We start from the raw sequence: 15,112 nt of genomic DNA, 5'->3' as shown, positions 1-15,112 counted from the left end.
GGCAGCGCAGTTTGTCGAGCCGCCTGAGAATCACGAGAGGGTGTCCACCGTGCGCGAGTACAGCGTCCCTGCATCATTCACCGTCGGCGAGAACGACAACATCGTCAGCGCCGTCTACGCTCACGAGCGCGACGATCCCGACCACGTGATCTTCCAGCGACTGGTCGACGGCAGCTGGGTCGACGTGACCTGCGCCCAGGCCGCCCAACAGATCCGTTCGGCGGCAAAAGGTCTCATCGCCGCCGGAGTCGCGCCCGGCGACCGGGTGGCGATCCTGTCGGCGACGCGCTACGAGTGGCCGATCCTCGACTTCGCCATCCTCTCGGTGGGCGCGGTGACGGTGCCGATCTATGAGACCAGTTCTGCCGAACAGGTGCAGTTCGTGCTCTCCGACTCCGGCGCGGTCGCCGCGTTCGCCGAGACCGACGAGCACGCCGAACGGATCGAACAGCAGCGTGCGACGCTACCGGCGTTGCAGTCGGTGTACTGCATCGACGGCAGCGGCACCGCAGCTCTGGAGGAGCTGGCGGAGGCCGGCCGCGGGGTGGACGATGCCGCGGTCGAGGAGCGCCTGGCCGGCATCAGGTCGGCCGCCCCGGCCACGCTGATCTACACCTCGGGCACCACGGGCCGGCCCAAGGGCTGCCAGCTGACCCACTCCAACCTGCTCTACGAGATCCGTGGCGCCAAGGCCTGCTTCCCCGATCACCTGGCCAAAGGTGAAAAGCTGCTGATTTTCCTGCCGCTGGCCCATGTGCTGGCGCGGGCGCTGACGATCGGCGCCTTCACCAACGGGGTGACCCTCGGATTCACCAGCGACATCAAGAACCTGGTGCCGATGTTCTCGGTGTTCCAGCCCACCCTGGTGGTCTCGGTGCCGCGGGTGTTCGAGAAGGTCTACAACACCGCCGAGCAGAACGCGGAGAACGACGGCAAGGGCAAGATCTTCACGATCGCCGCCGAAACCGCGATCGCCTGGAGCGAAGCCCAGGACACCGGCGGCCCCGGCCTGGTGCTGCGGCTCAAGCACGCGCTGTTCGACAAGCTCGTCTACGGGAAGCTGCGCGCCGCGCTCGGAGGACACTGCCATGCCGCCATCTCCGGCGGGGCCCCGCTCGGCGCCCGCCTCGGCCACTTCTACCGTGGCGTGGGGCTGTCCATCTACGAGGGCTACGGCCTGACCGAAACCAGCGCCGCGATCACCGTCAACCGGGTGGGCGAGCTTCGGGTCGGCTCGGTGGGCAAACTGTTGCCCGGCAACAGCATGTACCTCGGCGAGGACGGCGAGTTGATGGTCAAGGGTGGCGTCGTGTTCGGCGGCTACTGGGGTAACGAGGAGGAGACCAACAAGGTCTTCACCGACGGCTGGTTCCACACCGGCGACCTCGGCTCGGTCGACGAGGACGGATTCCTGACCATCGTCGGGCGCAAGAAGGAGATCATCGTGACCGCGGGGGGCAAGAACGTCGCCCCGGCACTGCTCGAGGACCGGTTGCGGGCGCACCCCCTGATCAGCCAGGCCATGTGCGTCGGCGACGCTCAGCCCTACATCGCTTCGTTGATCACGATCGACACGGAGGCTTTCCCCGGTTGGAAGGAACGCCACCACAAGGATTCGGATGCGTCGGTGGCGGATCTGGTCGACGATCCGGACCTGCGCTCGGAAATCGAGCTGGCGGTCAAGGAGGCGAACCAGGCGGTGTCCAAGGCCGAACAGATCCGCAAGTTCCGGGTTCTTCCCGTGGACTTCACTGAGGACACCGGGGAACTGACCCCGACGTTGAAGGTCAAGCGCAAGGTCGTCGCCGAGAAATTCGCCGCCGACATCGACGCGTTGTACGCCAAAGGCTAGAGCAGCCGGGCCAGCCGGTCGGCCTGGCGGCGCCACTGCCAGTGCTCCACGGCCCACCGGCGTCCGGCTGCACCCATCGCCACGGCACGGTCCGGGTCGGCCAGCAGGTCACCGCAAGCGGCGGCGACGGCGCCGACATCCCAGCCGTCGACGACCAGTCCCGTCTCGCCGTCCACGACGGTCTCCGGAGCGCCGCCCGAGCGGCCGGCCACCACCGGCACCCCGGACGACGACGCCTCGAGATACACGATGCCCAAACCCTCCACGTCCAGCCCGGCGCCCCGCGTCCGGCACGGCATCGCGAACACGTCGGCCATGGCGTGGTGGGCGGGTAACTCCTCGGCCGGCACGCCGCCGGTGAACACGACGTCGTCGGACACCCCGAAGGACTCCGCCAGCCGGGTCAGGGTGCTGCGGTAGGGACCGTTGCCGACGATCACCAACGCGGCACCGGGGACCCGCTCCCGGATCGTCGGTAACGCACGGATCAGCATGTCCTGGCCCTTGCGCGGCACGAGCCGGGACAGACACAGCACCACGGGCCGGTCACCGAGCCGGTAGCGCGCCCGCATCTCGGCGCGCGCCACCTCGTCGGGGACGAAGCGCTCGGTGTCCACGCCGGGCGGAACGTGCTCGAGCGCTGCGTCCGGACCGAACGCCGAGGCGAATCGGCGCCGGGTGTAGGCGCTGATGTAGGTCACCACGTCCGTGTCGTGCCCGATGCGGCGCAGCGCGGTACGTGCCAGTGGGAGCATCGACCAGCCCACTTCGTGACCGTGCGTGCTCGCGATCACCCGCTCGGCTCCGGCGGAACGGGCCAGCGGTGCCAGCAATGCCAGCGGAGCGGCGGCGCCGAACCACACCGTGTCCACGTCGCGCTCGGTGATCAGCCGACGCATCCGCGTCGCCACGGTCGGCTCCGGCAGCATCAGGGTGCCGGGATGGCGGACCACCTCGTACCCGTCGGCGGCGGCGCTCTCGTCGTACGCCTCGGCGCCCTTCCACTTCGGCGCGTAGACGGTCAGCGAGCCGCCGCCCGGCCGATCCACCAGATGGCCGACCAGCGCTTCCAAGTAGGACTGGATACCACCGGGGCGGGGCGGATAGTCGTTGGTGACGAGCAGGACTCGGCTCATCGCGCGCCGTCCGGGCGCCACTGCCGCCACCCAGTCAGAACGTCGGGCCATTCGACACCCAGCGAATCCCGCACGGCCGCGGCAGCGCCGCGGTGACCGTGGCCCCCGGCCGCCAGGTACAGCTCACGCAGTGCGGGCTCGCCGTAGGTGTCGGCGATGTAGGTGGCGAACGACCAGGCCCGGTCGTAGGCCGCGGTGCGCTGCGGCCCCGCGGTGTTCAGCTCGGCATCGGTCGGCACCGACCCCTCGGCGGGCACCGGCGGGGAAGGCGTGGCCGGACGACCCACATAGTCAGCGACCCCTTCGGTGAGCCACACCGGGGCATCGGCCGCCGTCTGCGCCCGCGCCGCGTAGTGGAACAGCTCGTGGCGCAGCACAATTCGCAGATCGTGGTCGGTCATTGCGGCGGCCGCCGGCGAGAACGTGATGCGCTGCGCCGTGGTCGTGGCCGCCTCGTCGGCCCCGCCGCCGGCGAGGATGGCGAACTGCTCGCCGGATCCGGCGACGACGACGGTGACGCTGCGTGGCCACTGCGGACCCCAGAAGCCGGTGACGGCGGCCGACGCTGCGGGGAGTTCGGCGGCGATGCGATCGAGCAGCGCACCTCCGTCTGCGGCGCCCAGATCGATGAGGTGAGCCGTACGGCCGTCGGAGAGGTCGACGGTGCGAGGAGACAGCGCGGGCGCCACACGTGCCACCGGGCCGGCTGTGGGGGCGGCCAGCGCTGGGCCCGCCGGCACGGCCTGCGGCCCGCCCAGCACGAGCACCGCAGAGAGCAGTTCGGCCCCCAGCAGCGCCCCCAGGCGACGGCGAGCGCGGGACCCGCGCCGTCCGGAGACGGCGGGCGACTCAGTAACGACGGACGTTGTAGATCGGCGCATTGCTGACCGGCGCGACGCGCACCGGGGTGCCGTACGTCGATGCGTGCACCATCATTCCGTCACCGATGTAGATCCCCACGTGCGAGGCATCGGAGTACTGGATGACCAGGTCGCCGGGCTGCATCTGGTCCGTCGACACCGGTTGGCCACCGCGTGCCAGGGCCTGGCTGGAGTGCGGCAGAGAGATGCCGGCCTGCTGGAAGGACCACATCACCAGTCCGGAGCAGTCGAAGGCGTTCGGGCCGGAGCCACCCCACGAGTACGGCGAACCGATCCGGCTCAGCGCGGCCTGGATGACGGTCGTCGCCGCGGGCGAGCCGGGCGCCGCGACGTCACCCGGCGGGATCGCTCCGGGTGGGGCGGGCAGCGGCGGCGGTGCGTCCGGCAGGCCGGGCAGCAGCGGCGGCGCGGGCGGAGCCGCGATGATCGCCGGGTCCTGGCCGGGCGGAACCGGTGCCGCAGCGGGTGGAACCGGGGGCGGTGGCGGCATGGCGGCCAGCGCTTCACGTTGATTCGGCGTGAGCGCTTCGTACTGGGCTTTGACGATGGCGATCTGCACCTGCAACTGGCTCTGCTTGGACTGCAGGTCGGCGCGCACTGCAGCGGCCTGCTCGGCGGCGGTCTTCGCTTCCGTCGCCGACGCGGCCGACGCCTTCTCGGCGAGCTCGGCCCGGTGCCCGGTGTCGCGGAACGCCGTCATCTGGGCCTGCATCTCCGAGGCCATCACCCGCTGCACCGCGAGCTGATCGATCAAGCCCTGCGGGGACGACGCCGTCAACATCGCGTTGAAGCCCGACGTGCGCCCTCCCATGTATTCGGCGGCGGCGAGCGTGTCGACGGAACGCTGGAAGTGCGCGAGTTCGGATCTCGCGGCGTCGAGCGCGGCGAGGTCACTGGCGTGCTTGGCCTCGGCCTCCTGCTGGATGGCGAGCTTGTTGTCCAGATCCAGCTGGGCGGAATGCATCAGCTCGGTGGTCTGCTCGGCCTGCCGAGACAGATCATTCAGCTTTGCCAGCGCGTCATCGGCGGGATCCGCGCCGACCTGTCCGGCCAGCGCGGCGCCAGCCATGGCCACGCCGACGATCACACTGATGAAGGGTCGCCGAAAACGATTGATGGTCCGGTGCGCGCGGTCGAGCCTCAAGATTTGTGTGTCCTTCAACTGCCGTAACGAGCCGCCTCGAACTGCTCTAAGGTCTCAGACAGGTTACGAAACGGCATCGGCCTTGTCCAACAGGAGACGCAAATTTAACAGCCACCCCGAAGGTCTGGACAGTGTCGAAGCTGGGGCGTGTCGTCAGGCAACTCCGGCGCTTCCGTGCCGATGGATCGGGACCAACCTCAACCTCGGTGCCAGACCCACTTCGGCGAGCACCTCGAGCGCCCGCTGCTCGTCGACGAGCAAATTGTCCGGCACGCCGAGAAGCACGCTGACGACGCAGTCCTGACAGCCCGGACCGCGGACCGCGCAGTCGTCACAGTCGATGGTCACCGTGCCCGTATCCGGCTCTTCGCCCGGCGGCAGCTGTTCCTGGGCCATGGCGGCCTCCTTTCGATGGCAGACGACCGGACGGTATCCGCGGGGTCTGACAGTTCCCGTCCCATCCGGCCCGCCTCCCCGGACTTGTCACCGGCGCCGCCTACGTTCACCCCATGGGTCAGCTCAGCTTCACCGACGTCGACCCGTCCTCCGACCCGTTTGCCGGCCCGGCCCTGCGCGAGACCACCTTCGTCGTGGTCGATCTCGAGACCACGGGAGGTCGGGCGAGCGGTGACCGGCATGACGAGATCACCGAGATCGGCGCGGTGAAGGTGCGCGGCGGCGAGGTCCTGGGTGAGTTCGCGACCCTCGTCGACCCGGGTCGCCACATCCCGCCTCAGATCGTCGCGCTCACCGGCATCACCACGGCGATGGTGTACGACGCCCCGCGGATCGACGCCGTGCTGCCGGCCTTCCTCGAATTCTGCCGCGGGGCGGTGCTGGTGGCTCACAACGCGGGCTTCGACGTCGGGTTCCTGCGCGCCGCGGCCCAGCGCCACCACCTGCCCTGGCCCAAACCACCGGTGCTGTGCACCGTCAAGCTGGCCCGCCGGGTGCTCACCCGCGACGAGGCACCCAGCGTCAAGCTCTCCGCGTTGGCCACGTTGTTCGGCGCCACGACCACACCCACGCACCGCGCCCTCGACGACGCCCGTGCGACCGTCGACGTGTTGCACGCGCTGATCGCCCGGGTGGGCAACCAGGGTGTGCACACCTACACCGATCTTCGCGCCTACCTGCCCGACGTGACACCGGCCCAGCGGGCCAAGCGCCATCTGGCTCGCGGGCTACCGGCCGCCCCCGGCGTCTACCTGTTCCGTGGTCCGTCGGCGGAGGTGCTCTACGTCGGCACCGCGGTCGACCTGCGGCGCCGAGTGGCGCAATACTTCACCGGCGCCGATCCGCGCACGCGGATGAAGGAGATGGCGTCGCTGGCCGTCGGGGTCGATCACGTCGAGTGCGCCCACGACCTGGAAGCAGGGGTCCGGGAACTGCGGCTGCTGGCCGCGCATGCCCCGCCGTACAACCGGCGCTCGAAGTTCCCGCACCGCTGGTGGTGGGTGGCGCTGACCGACGAGGCGTTCCCGCGATTCTCGGTGGTGCGCACGCCCGGTGCACGCAGCGCGGTCGGACCGTTCCGCGCCCGGGCCGATGCCCAGGACGCCGCGGCCCTGTTGGCCCGCTACACCGGGGTGCGGACGTGCACCTCCCGGCTGGGCCGCTCGGCCGTGCATGGACCGGCCTGCCCGGACCATGAGGTCTCGCCGTGCCCGGCGGTACGCGGCTCCCGCTCCGACGAGTACGCCGCCGCCATCGCCGAGGCGCGAGCGGTCATCGACGGCCGCAACGACCGCCCCCTCACGGCGATGCTGGCCCACATCGCCGAGCTCGCCGAGCGCAACCGCTACGAGACGGCCGCGCGTCTGCGCGACCGCACCGCCGCCGCGATCGACGTGCTGTGGCGTGGTCAGCGGCTACGCGCCCTGGCCGACGTCACCGAGCTCGTCGCCGCCAAGCCCGACGGCGACCACGGCTGGCAGTTCGCCATGGTTCGGCACGGTCAGCTCGCCGCGGCAGGATGCGCGCGGCGCGGTGTCCCGCCGATGCCGGTTGTGGAGGCACTGTGTGCCGGCGCGCAGACCGTGTTGCCCGCCGACGCGCCGTTGGGTGGTGCGTTGATCGAGGAAACGGCGCTGATCGCACGCTGGCTGACCGCGCCCGGAGTGCGCATCGTGCGGGCCGATCCCGGCTACTGCTCACCCCTGGGGGCCGCCGGCCGGCATGCGACATGGTCGGCGTCGGCACGTTCGGCGCGACTTGCCTCGGAGCAGGTGATGGCGCAGTGGAGCGCCTCGTCAGAACTGCTGAGTGAACCGCACCCAACGCGCGAGCAACTGCTCGGCCGCCCCGGAGTCGATCGCCTCGGCAGCGCGGGCCAGGCCCGACTGCCAGGCAGGCACCCACTGGGCGTCGCTGGATAGCCCCGCGTGGGCGACCAACGCGCCCGCCGCGTTGAGCACCACCGCATCGCGCACCGGGCCCGTGGCGCCCCCCAGCACTGCCCGGGCCTCCGCGGCATTGGCTTCGGCGTCACCGCCGATCAGCGCCGAGATGTCCGCCCGGGCGAATCCGAACGCAGCCGGATCGAGGGTCAACCGCTCCACGGTGCCGGCCTGCACCCGCCAGATGGTGCTGGTCGTGGTCGTCGTCAATTCGTCGAGTCCGTCGTCGCCGTGCACGACCAGCGCGCTGGACCCTCGGGTGGCGAACACGCCGGCCATCACCTCGGCGAGGTCCGCCCACGCGCAGCCGATCAGTCCCGCCCGCGGGGACGCGGGGTTGGTCAGCGGGCCCAACAGGTTGAACACGGTCGGCACGCCGATCTCGCGACGCACCACCCCCGCGTGCTTGTAGGAGGGATGGAACTGGGGGGCGAACGCAAATCCGATGCCGACCTCGGCCACGCAGCGCGCCACCTCATCAGGCCCCAGGTCGATGCGTACGCCGAGCGCCTCGAGGGTGTCGGCGCCGCCGGACAGCGACGAGGCGGCGCGGTTCCCGTGCTTGACGACGGGCACGCCGGCCGCGGCGGTCACGATCGACGCCATCGTGGACAGATTGACGGTGTTGGCCCCGTCGCCGCCGGTACCCACGACATCGACGGTGTCGGTGCCGATCTTGTCCGTGGGGACGCGCCGGGCGTGCTTGAGCATGATGTCGGCGAGTTCGGTGACCTCGGCCGAGGTCGGCCGCTTCATCTTCATCGCCACGCCGAACGCCGCGATCTGAGCCGGTGTCGCGGTACCCGTCATGATCTGGTCCATCGCCCACGCGGCCTGACCGGGCGCCAGCGCCTCGTTGGTGGTCAGTTTTCCGAGGATCTGAGGCCATGTCGGGGCAGTCACGACGGCGATGTTCCCACGTCGGCGCGGAACTTCCCAACGCGCGTACCCGACTATTTATGACCAAAACCATCCCCGGGTGGAGTTCGCCAACTACAAAGCGTCATACTTGCTTCTGTGACGAGCGCTGTAGGGACCTCGGGAACCGCCATCACGTCGCGCGTACATTCGCTGAACCGGCCGAACATGGTCAGTGTGGGCACCATCGTCTGGCTGTCCAGTGAATTGATGTTCTTTGCTGGGCTCTTTGCGATGTATTTCACCGCGCGCGCGCAAGCCGATGGCGTCTGGCCGCCCCCACCCACTGAGTTGAACCTTGCCCTGGCGGTACCGGTGACGTTGGTGCTCATCGCATCGTCGTTCACCTGCCAGATGGGCGTGTTCGCCGCCGAGCGTGGCGACGTGTTCGGGCTGCGCCGCTGGTACACGCTGACGTTCGCGATGGGCCTGTTCTTCGTGCTGGGTCAGGGCTATGAATACCTGCACCTGGTCGAGCACGGCACGACCATCCCGGGCAGCGCCTACGGCACCGTGTTCTACCTGGCGACCGGCTTCCATGGCCTGCACGTCATCGGCGGCCTGATCGCCTTCGTGCTGCTGCTGGCCCGCACGAAGATGAGCAAGTTCACGCCCGCTCAGGCCACCGCGGCGATCGTGGTGTCGTACTACTGGCACTTCGTCGACATCGTCTGGATCGCACTGTTCGCCGTCATCTACTTCGTCCGATGATCGGCTCGCCGATGTGTCCGAAGACCGGCTCGCCGATGTGTCCGATGACCGGCTCGCCGATGTGTCCGATGACCGGCTCGCCGATGTGTCCGATGACGAGATCTCTCCGATGAGTCCGATGAGTCCGAAGAGAAGGGGTTCCATGCCGAAGAAGGCACCCTCCGCCGACCAGCCGGTGTCGGTCAGGCGGCGTCGTCTGCGCCGGCGCCTGTCGGGCGCGCTGCTGCTGGCGATCGGTCTGGGCGTCGCCGGCGGTCTGGCCGCCACGCTCACGCCCGCGCCACAGGTAGCTGTTGCCGACGAGTCGGCCTCGGCGATGCTGCGCACCGGCCAGCAGCTCTACGAGACCTCCTGCGTGACCTGCCACGGCATCAACCTGCAAGGTGTCGCCGACCGCGGGCCGAGCCTCATCGGGGTCGGCGAGGCGGCGGTGTACTTCCAGGTCTCCACCGGTCGTATGCCCGCCATGCGCGGCGAGGCTCAGGCCCCGCAGAAGCCGGCGCAATTCGACGCGGAGCAGACCGACGCACTGGGCGCCTACATCCAGGCCAACGGCGGCGGCCCGGTGGTCCCGCGCGACGAGAACGGCCAGATCGCCCAGGAATCGCTGCTGGGCAACGACATCGCCCGTGGTGGTGACCTGTTCCGGCTGAACTGCGCCTCGTGCCACAACTTCACCGGCAAGGGCGGCGCGCTGTCCTCCGGTAAGTACGCACCGGATCTGGGCGGCGCGAATCCCGCACAGATCTACACCGCGATGCTGACCGGTCCGCAGAACATGCCGAAGTTCTCCGACCGCCAGCTCACACCCGAAGAAAAGCGTGACATCGTGCGCTACGTCCGCGAGTCGGCCCAGACGCCGACTCCCGGCGGCCTCGGCCTGGGTGGCTTCGGCCCGACCTCCGAGGGCATGGTCGCGTGGATCGTTGGAATGGTGGCCGTCATCGCCGCCGCTCTCTGGATCGGAGCCCGCGCATGAGCGACAACAGCGACGACGATCTCAAAGGCTCCGACACCCCGGGCCAGAAAGGCGCTCCCGGTCAACCGACCGATGCCGAATTGGCCGAGATGACCCAGGAGCAGCTCGTCGAGTTGGGTGGCCGACTCGACGGGGTCGAGACCGTCTACAAAGAGCCGCGCTGGCCGGTTCCCGGCACGAAGGCCGAGAAGCGCGCCGAACGCGGCGTGGCGGCCTGGCTGATGCTGGGCGGCGTCGCCGGGTTGGCGCTGCTGCTGGTCTTCTTGTTCTGGCCGTGGGAGTACAAGGCCTTCGGTGAGCCGGGCGAGTTCCTCTACACGCTCGCGACCCCGCTCTACGGTCTGACGTTCGGCCTGTCGATCCTGGCGATCGGCATCGGCGCGGTGATGTACCAGAAGAAGTTCATCCCCGAGGAGATCTCCATTCAGGAGCGCCACGACGGCCGCTCCCCCGAGCTGCACCGCAAGACCGTCGCGGCCAACCTCGGCAACGCCCTGGACGGGTCGACGATCAAGCGGCGCAAGGTCATCGGCTTGTCGCTGGGCATCGGCCTGGGCGCGTTCGGGGTGGGCACGCTGGTCGCCTTCATCGGCGGGCTGATCAAGAATCCGTGGAAGCCGGTGGTCCCGACCGCCGAGGGAATGAAGGCGGTGCTCTGGACTTCGGGCTGGACTCCCCGCTTCGAGGGCGAAACGATCTATCTGGCGCGCGCCACCGGGCGCCCGGGCGACTCCCCCTACGTCAAGATGCGACCCGAGGACATCGACGCCGGCGGCATGGAGACGGTGTTTCCGTGGCGCGAATCCGACGGTGACGGCACCACGGTGGAGTCCGAGCACCATCTGTTCGATATCGCGATGGGCGTGCGCAACCCGGTCATGCTGATCCGCATCCGGGCGGCCGACATGAAGCGCGTCATCAAGCGCAAGGGCCAGGAGAGCTTCAACTTCGGCGAGCTGTTCGCGTACACGAAGGTGTGCTCGCATCTGGGCTGCCCGTCCTCGCTGTACGAACAGCAGACCTACCGCATCCTCTGCCCCTGCCATCAGTCGCAGTTCGACGCACTGGAGTTCGCGAAGCCGATCTTCGGGCCGGCGGCGCGTGCCCTGGCCCAGCTGCCGATCACGATTGACCAGGACGGATACTTGGTCGCCAACGGCGACTTCATCGAACCCGTCGGACCGGCATTCTGGGAGCGCACATCATGAGCCCACGTCCAAGCCCTGCAGAGATCGCCGCCAAGCAGGGTGACGCGATCGACTCGCGCTACCACCCGTCCGCCGCGGTCCGCCGTCAGCTGAACAAGGTCTTCCCGACGCACTGGTCGTTCCTGCTCGGTGAGATCGCGCTGTACAGCTTTCTCGTGCTGCTGCTCACCGGCGTGTGGTTGACGCTGTTCTTCGACCCGTCGATGGCACACGTCACCTATGACGGCGTCTATCAGCCATTGCGCGGTGTCGGTATGTCCCGGGCGTACGAAACCGCGCTGGACATCAGCTTCGAGATTCGCGGCGGCCTGTTCGTCCGACAGGTCCACCACTGGGCGGCACTGCTGTTCGCCGCCTCGATCATGGTGCACCTGGCCCGCATCTTCTTCACCGGAGCCTTCCGGCGCCCCCGCGAAGCCAACTGGGTGATCGGATCGTTGCTGCTGATCCTGGCGATGTTCGAGGGTTTCTTCGGCTACTCGCTGCCCGACGACCTGCTGTCGGGCACCGGTCTCCGCGCCGCACTGTCGGGCATCACGATGGGAATCCCGCTGGTCGGCACCTGGATGCACTGGGCGCTGTTCGGCGGCGACTTCCCCGGCGACATCATCATTCCGCGCCTGTACGCGCTGCACATCCTGTTGATCCCGGGCATCATCCTGGCGCTCATCGGTGTGCACCTGGCCCTGGTCTGGTTCCAGAAGCACACCCAGTTCCCCGGCCCCGGCCGCACCGAGACCAACGTGGTCGGCGTGCGGGTCATGCCGGTGTTCGCAGTCAAGTCCGGCGCGTTCTTCGCCGTCACGGTGGGCATCCTGGGCCTGATGGGTGGCCTGCTGCAGATCAACCCGATCTGGAACCTGGGACCCTACAACCCTTCCCAGGTGTCGGCGGGCAGCCAGCCCGACTTCTACATGATGTGGACCGATGGTCTGATCCGGCTGTGGCCGGCGTGGGAGTTCTACTTCTTCGGACACACCATCCCGCAGGGTGTCTGGGTGGCTGTCGGTATGGGCCTGATCTTCGCCCTGCTGATCGCCTACCCGTTCCTGGAGAAGAAGTTCTCCGGTGACGACGCCCACCACAACCTGTTGCAGCGTCCGCGTGACGCTCCGACCCGCACCGCGGTCGGCGCGGCGGCGATCTCGTTCTACATTCTGCTGACGTTCGCCTGCATGAACGACATCATCGCGCTGAAGTTCCACATCTCGTTGAACGCGACGACGTGGATCGGCCGAATCGGCATGGTGCTGCTGCCCGCGATCGTGTACCTGGTGACCTATCGCTGGGCGGTGGGGCTGCAGCGCAGCGACCGCGAGGTGCTCGAGCACGGTATCGAGACGGGCATCATCAAGCGGCTGCCGCACGGCGCCTATGTCGAGTTGCATCAGCCGCTCGGCCCGGTCGACGAGCACGGGCACGCGATTCCGCTGGAGTACCAGGGCGCGGCTCTGCCCAAGCGGATGAACAAGCTGGGATCCAGTGGGGCCCCGGGGACGGGAAGCTTCTTGCGCGGCGACCCGCTCTCCGAGCACGAGGCGCTCACCGAGGCGGCTCACGCCGCCGAGCGTCGGGCCATCACCGCGCTGCGCGAACATCAGGAGCGCACCAGCGTGGGCAACGGCTCGTCGAACGGCCACTCCAACGGGTCGTCCAACGGGCACTCCAATGGCTCGTCGAACGGCCACCACGAGTAGTTTCCGCACGAACGCACTGGGCCGTCCCTGCCGCCAGGCTGGGACGGCCCAGTCATGTGAAGGGCCCAGTCATAGAAGGGCCCCAGTCATGTGAAGGGCTCAGCCGTTCGTCGTGCCCGGTGTTTCGTGGCGCCCTGTTGTTCGCGGAAAAATCCGTCGCAGTTGTGCCCCGGCGGTCCAGGTGTGCGCCGGCGGGTCAGGTGTGCCCCGGCGGTCCAGGTGTGCGGCGGCCCAGGTGTGCGCTGGGCGGGTCCAGTAGGTCCTGGGGCCCAGTGTTCACAGGACGCCGTCGGCCCAGTTGCTGGAGAGCCGACAGCGGCCTGCAGACCTCTCCGTTGCGATGGCCCGCAGCGGCGAAGGCCGGGATCGTCGACAACGATGTGGGGCCGCGCTGCGGCAGCGGGCGGCCGACGCCGTTCGTGTAACGAGCCGGCGCTGTTCGTGTACGCAGCCGGCGCTGCGGCGAACGCCGAAACAGCTCAGTCGTCGGCGGTCAGTCGGTGGCGCTGGGGGTGTGGGTGGCGAGCTCGCGCAGGAAATACCACATGACCGCACCCATCCCCACGGTGACGACTCCGGCCAGACCGTAGAGCACCCACGCGATCGTCTCGGTCTCGACGGCCATCAGGTAGGTCGCGATGCCGGTCAGCAATGTGGCCACACCCATCGCGGTCAGCATGGCCACCCCGAACCGCAGGAACACCTGGTCGACGGCCGGAGACACCGAACTCGGCTCTGCGGTCCGCTGCAGCCGCGGCGGGGGGCCGCTGGCCTCCGCGGTCGGCGTCGCGGCCCTGAGCTTCTCTGTCGGCGCGTCCGCGCCCCCGACGGGTCGCTGACTCGCTGGCCGCTCGTCGGTGGCCTCGGGCGGCTCCGGTGGCGTCTCCTCGCTGCTCTCCCCCGAGCTGCGCCGCGCGCGCAGCAGCAACGGCACCGCGGCGATGATCACCGCCGCGGACACTCCGATCACCGTGTAGAGGAACCACGGGGTGCCCGAATCGCCGGTGTCGGCCTGGCCGTGCGTCAGATCGACGAGGGCCACCGTCGCGGCCACCCCGGCACCGAGCGCCGCCAGCCAGACCACCGCACAGCTGCCGAGCAGGATGCGGTCGGTCCGGTCGAGTGTGGCGAAGTCGAGACCCGAGCGGGATTGGTCGGCGCTGTCAGGAAGATATGTCATGGGCTGTGTGGTCACCTAGCAACTGGTCTGGGCGGCGTTGTTCGTATTCGAGGACAGCACTGTTCCGTCGCTGGTCGTGATCGAGCAATTCAGCTTGCTGACCAGGAAAAGACTCGAGGCCTGGACGGAGCCGACCTCGGACTGCGAGATCGGGGTGACCGTCAGAGACCACGGGATGTAGACGTTGCGTTGGGTGCGGCTACGCCCCGACGCGTCGATGTAGGTCACGGTGATGATGTCGCCGGGAGCCTTGGTGCCGGTCACCGAGTAGGTCACCTGGCGCGGTGCGGCCGGTGTCGGCGGTGGCGGCGGAGGGGGTGCCTCCGACGTTTCCGGCGGCGGCGGGGGCGCCTCGGTGGCCGGCGGAGGTGGCGGAGGCGGGGGCGGCTCGGTCACCGTCACCGTCTCCGGCGGTGGAGGCGGTGGCGGCTCTTCGGTCGTCGGGGGCGGCGGGGGCGGAGGCGGAGGTGTCGTGGTGGTGATCTCGTCCTGCACGGGCGGGGGCGCGCTGGTGGTGGTCTCGGGGGTGGCCAGAGTGTCGGTGTCGGTGCGGGTCACCAGCACCGACACGGACACCACGAGCGCCACCGCCGCGACGATCGCCACCACACCGACCACCCAGGGCCACCGCGGCGGTGGTGGCGGCTCCCCCAGGTCGGAACCGGCTTCGTAGGCGTCGTAGTCGTAGAGCGAGGCGTCGGCGGGAACATACGGAGCGCTGACGAACTGCTCGGATTCCGGAGCCGAGTAGGCCCGTGAGTAGATGTCAGTCTGGCCGGTGTCGGGGTTGTCGGTACCGGCGCCGTCTCGAGTTGGTTCGTCCCCGGAGGGCTGGCCACCCGGCTCCTCACCTGGGAGATCCGAGCTGCCAGAGTCCCGCCCGGGAGGATTCGGCCCGCTCATCTTCGCTTTTCCTTCTCGCCTGTTCTCCGGCGCCGGTGGTGGCCGTCCACGGCTCACGGCGCCCCGGCAACACTACCGAACGGCGGCACGGCGACGAGCGACTC

Annotated in this window: 12 protein-coding genes and 1 pseudogene; 6 read left to right on the top strand and 7 right to left on the bottom strand. The window is 69.1% G+C overall.

Annotated elements, in window-relative coordinates; translation table 11 throughout:
• Positions 1-49: 49 nt before the first annotated feature.
• Complete coding sequence (locus tag ACEWX3_RS12100; RefSeq protein ID WP_374159519.1) at positions 50-1,852, top strand: long-chain fatty acid--CoA ligase; 1,803 nt, start codon at positions 50-52, stop codon at positions 1,850-1,852.
• Here ACEWX3_RS12100 and ACEWX3_RS12095 read toward each other — a convergent pair.
• From ACEWX3_RS12095 to ACEWX3_RS12080, 4 genes are all read right to left on the bottom strand, one after another.
• Positions 1,849-2,988 carry a glycosyltransferase family 4 protein gene (locus tag ACEWX3_RS12095; RefSeq protein ID WP_207066842.1) on the bottom strand — a complete coding sequence of 380 codons (1,140 nt, stop codon included), beginning with the start codon at positions 2,986-2,988 and terminating at the stop codon, positions 1,849-1,851. The genes ACEWX3_RS12100 and ACEWX3_RS12095 overlap by 4 nt on opposite strands.
• Positions 2,985-3,869: a peptidase gene (locus ACEWX3_RS12090; protein WP_374159518.1), complete on the bottom strand. Its 885-nt coding sequence runs from the start codon at positions 3,867-3,869 to the stop codon at positions 2,985-2,987. Before ACEWX3_RS12090 ends, ACEWX3_RS12095 begins: the two co-directional genes overlap by 4 nt.
• Positions 3,838-5,013 (bottom strand): peptidoglycan hydrolase RipC, encoded by a 1,176-nt coding sequence (gene ripC, locus ACEWX3_RS12085; RefSeq protein ID WP_207066827.1) that lies wholly within the window; start codon positions 5,011-5,013, stop codon positions 3,838-3,840. Before ripC ends, ACEWX3_RS12090 begins: the two co-directional genes overlap by 32 nt.
• 153 nt (positions 5,014-5,166) lie before the next feature.
• Positions 5,167-5,409: a hypothetical protein gene (locus ACEWX3_RS12080; protein ID WP_152517638.1), complete on the bottom strand. Its 243-nt coding sequence runs from the start codon at positions 5,407-5,409 to the stop codon at positions 5,167-5,169.
• 113 nt (positions 5,410-5,522) lie between these two features.
• Here ACEWX3_RS12080 and ACEWX3_RS12075 point away from each other — a divergent pair.
• A pseudogene (locus ACEWX3_RS12075) lies at positions 5,523-7,328 on the top strand (DEDD exonuclease domain-containing protein); the annotation flags it as partial.
• Here ACEWX3_RS12075 and trpD read toward each other — a convergent pair.
• On the bottom strand, positions 7,266-8,324 hold the full coding sequence (gene trpD, locus ACEWX3_RS12070) for an anthranilate phosphoribosyltransferase (protein WP_286182963.1): 1,059 nt from the start codon (positions 8,322-8,324) through the stop codon (positions 7,266-7,268). The pseudogene ACEWX3_RS12075 and the gene trpD sit on opposite strands and share 63 nt — an antisense overlap.
• Before the next feature lie 105 nt (positions 8,325-8,429).
• On the opposite strand from trpD, the gene ACEWX3_RS12065 reads away from it, so the two are divergent.
• The 4 genes from ACEWX3_RS12065 (at position 8,430) to ACEWX3_RS12050 (ending at position 12,925) form a co-directional block, all read left to right on the top strand.
• Complete coding sequence (locus ACEWX3_RS12065) at positions 8,430-9,041, top strand: heme-copper oxidase subunit III (protein ID WP_163676532.1); 612 nt, start codon at positions 8,430-8,432, stop codon at positions 9,039-9,041.
• Between the two features lie 142 nt (positions 9,042-9,183).
• Positions 9,184-10,020: a c-type cytochrome gene (locus ACEWX3_RS12060; RefSeq protein ID WP_163676535.1), complete on the top strand. Its 837-nt coding sequence runs from the start codon at positions 9,184-9,186 to the stop codon at positions 10,018-10,020.
• Positions 10,017-11,228 (top strand): ubiquinol-cytochrome c reductase iron-sulfur subunit, encoded by a 1,212-nt coding sequence (locus ACEWX3_RS12055; protein ID WP_207066825.1) that lies wholly within the window; start codon positions 10,017-10,019, stop codon positions 11,226-11,228. Before ACEWX3_RS12060 ends, ACEWX3_RS12055 begins: the two co-directional genes overlap by 4 nt.
• The gene (locus ACEWX3_RS12050; RefSeq protein WP_207066824.1) at positions 11,225-12,925 is read left to right on the top strand and encodes a cytochrome bc complex cytochrome b subunit; all 1,701 of its coding nucleotides are present in this window, start codon (positions 11,225-11,227) and stop codon (positions 12,923-12,925) included. The genes ACEWX3_RS12055 and ACEWX3_RS12050 overlap by 4 nt, the downstream gene beginning before the upstream one ends.
• Before the next feature lie 493 nt (positions 12,926-13,418).
• On the opposite strand, the gene ACEWX3_RS12045 is transcribed toward ACEWX3_RS12050, so the two are convergent.
• Both ACEWX3_RS12045 and ACEWX3_RS12040 read right to left on the bottom strand, forming a co-directional pair.
• A complete protein-coding gene (locus ACEWX3_RS12045; RefSeq protein ID WP_374159517.1) occupies positions 13,419-14,105 on the bottom strand; it encodes a DUF2561 family protein in 687 nt (228 codons plus the stop codon).
• A 15-nt stretch (positions 14,106-14,120) separates the two neighbouring features.
• Entirely contained in the window at positions 14,121-15,008 is an 888-nt protein-coding gene (locus ACEWX3_RS12040; protein WP_221358665.1) for an MmpS family transport accessory protein, read from the bottom strand.
• Positions 15,009-15,112: the final 104 nt, after the last annotated feature.

This window comes from Mycobacterium sp. G7A2 (genome assembly GCF_041902445.1).
Classification (GTDB): Bacteria; Actinomycetota; Actinomycetes; order Mycobacteriales; family Mycobacteriaceae; genus Mycobacterium.
Note: the sequence above shows the minus strand (reverse complement) of the source record. Positions and strands in the feature narration are given on the sequence as shown.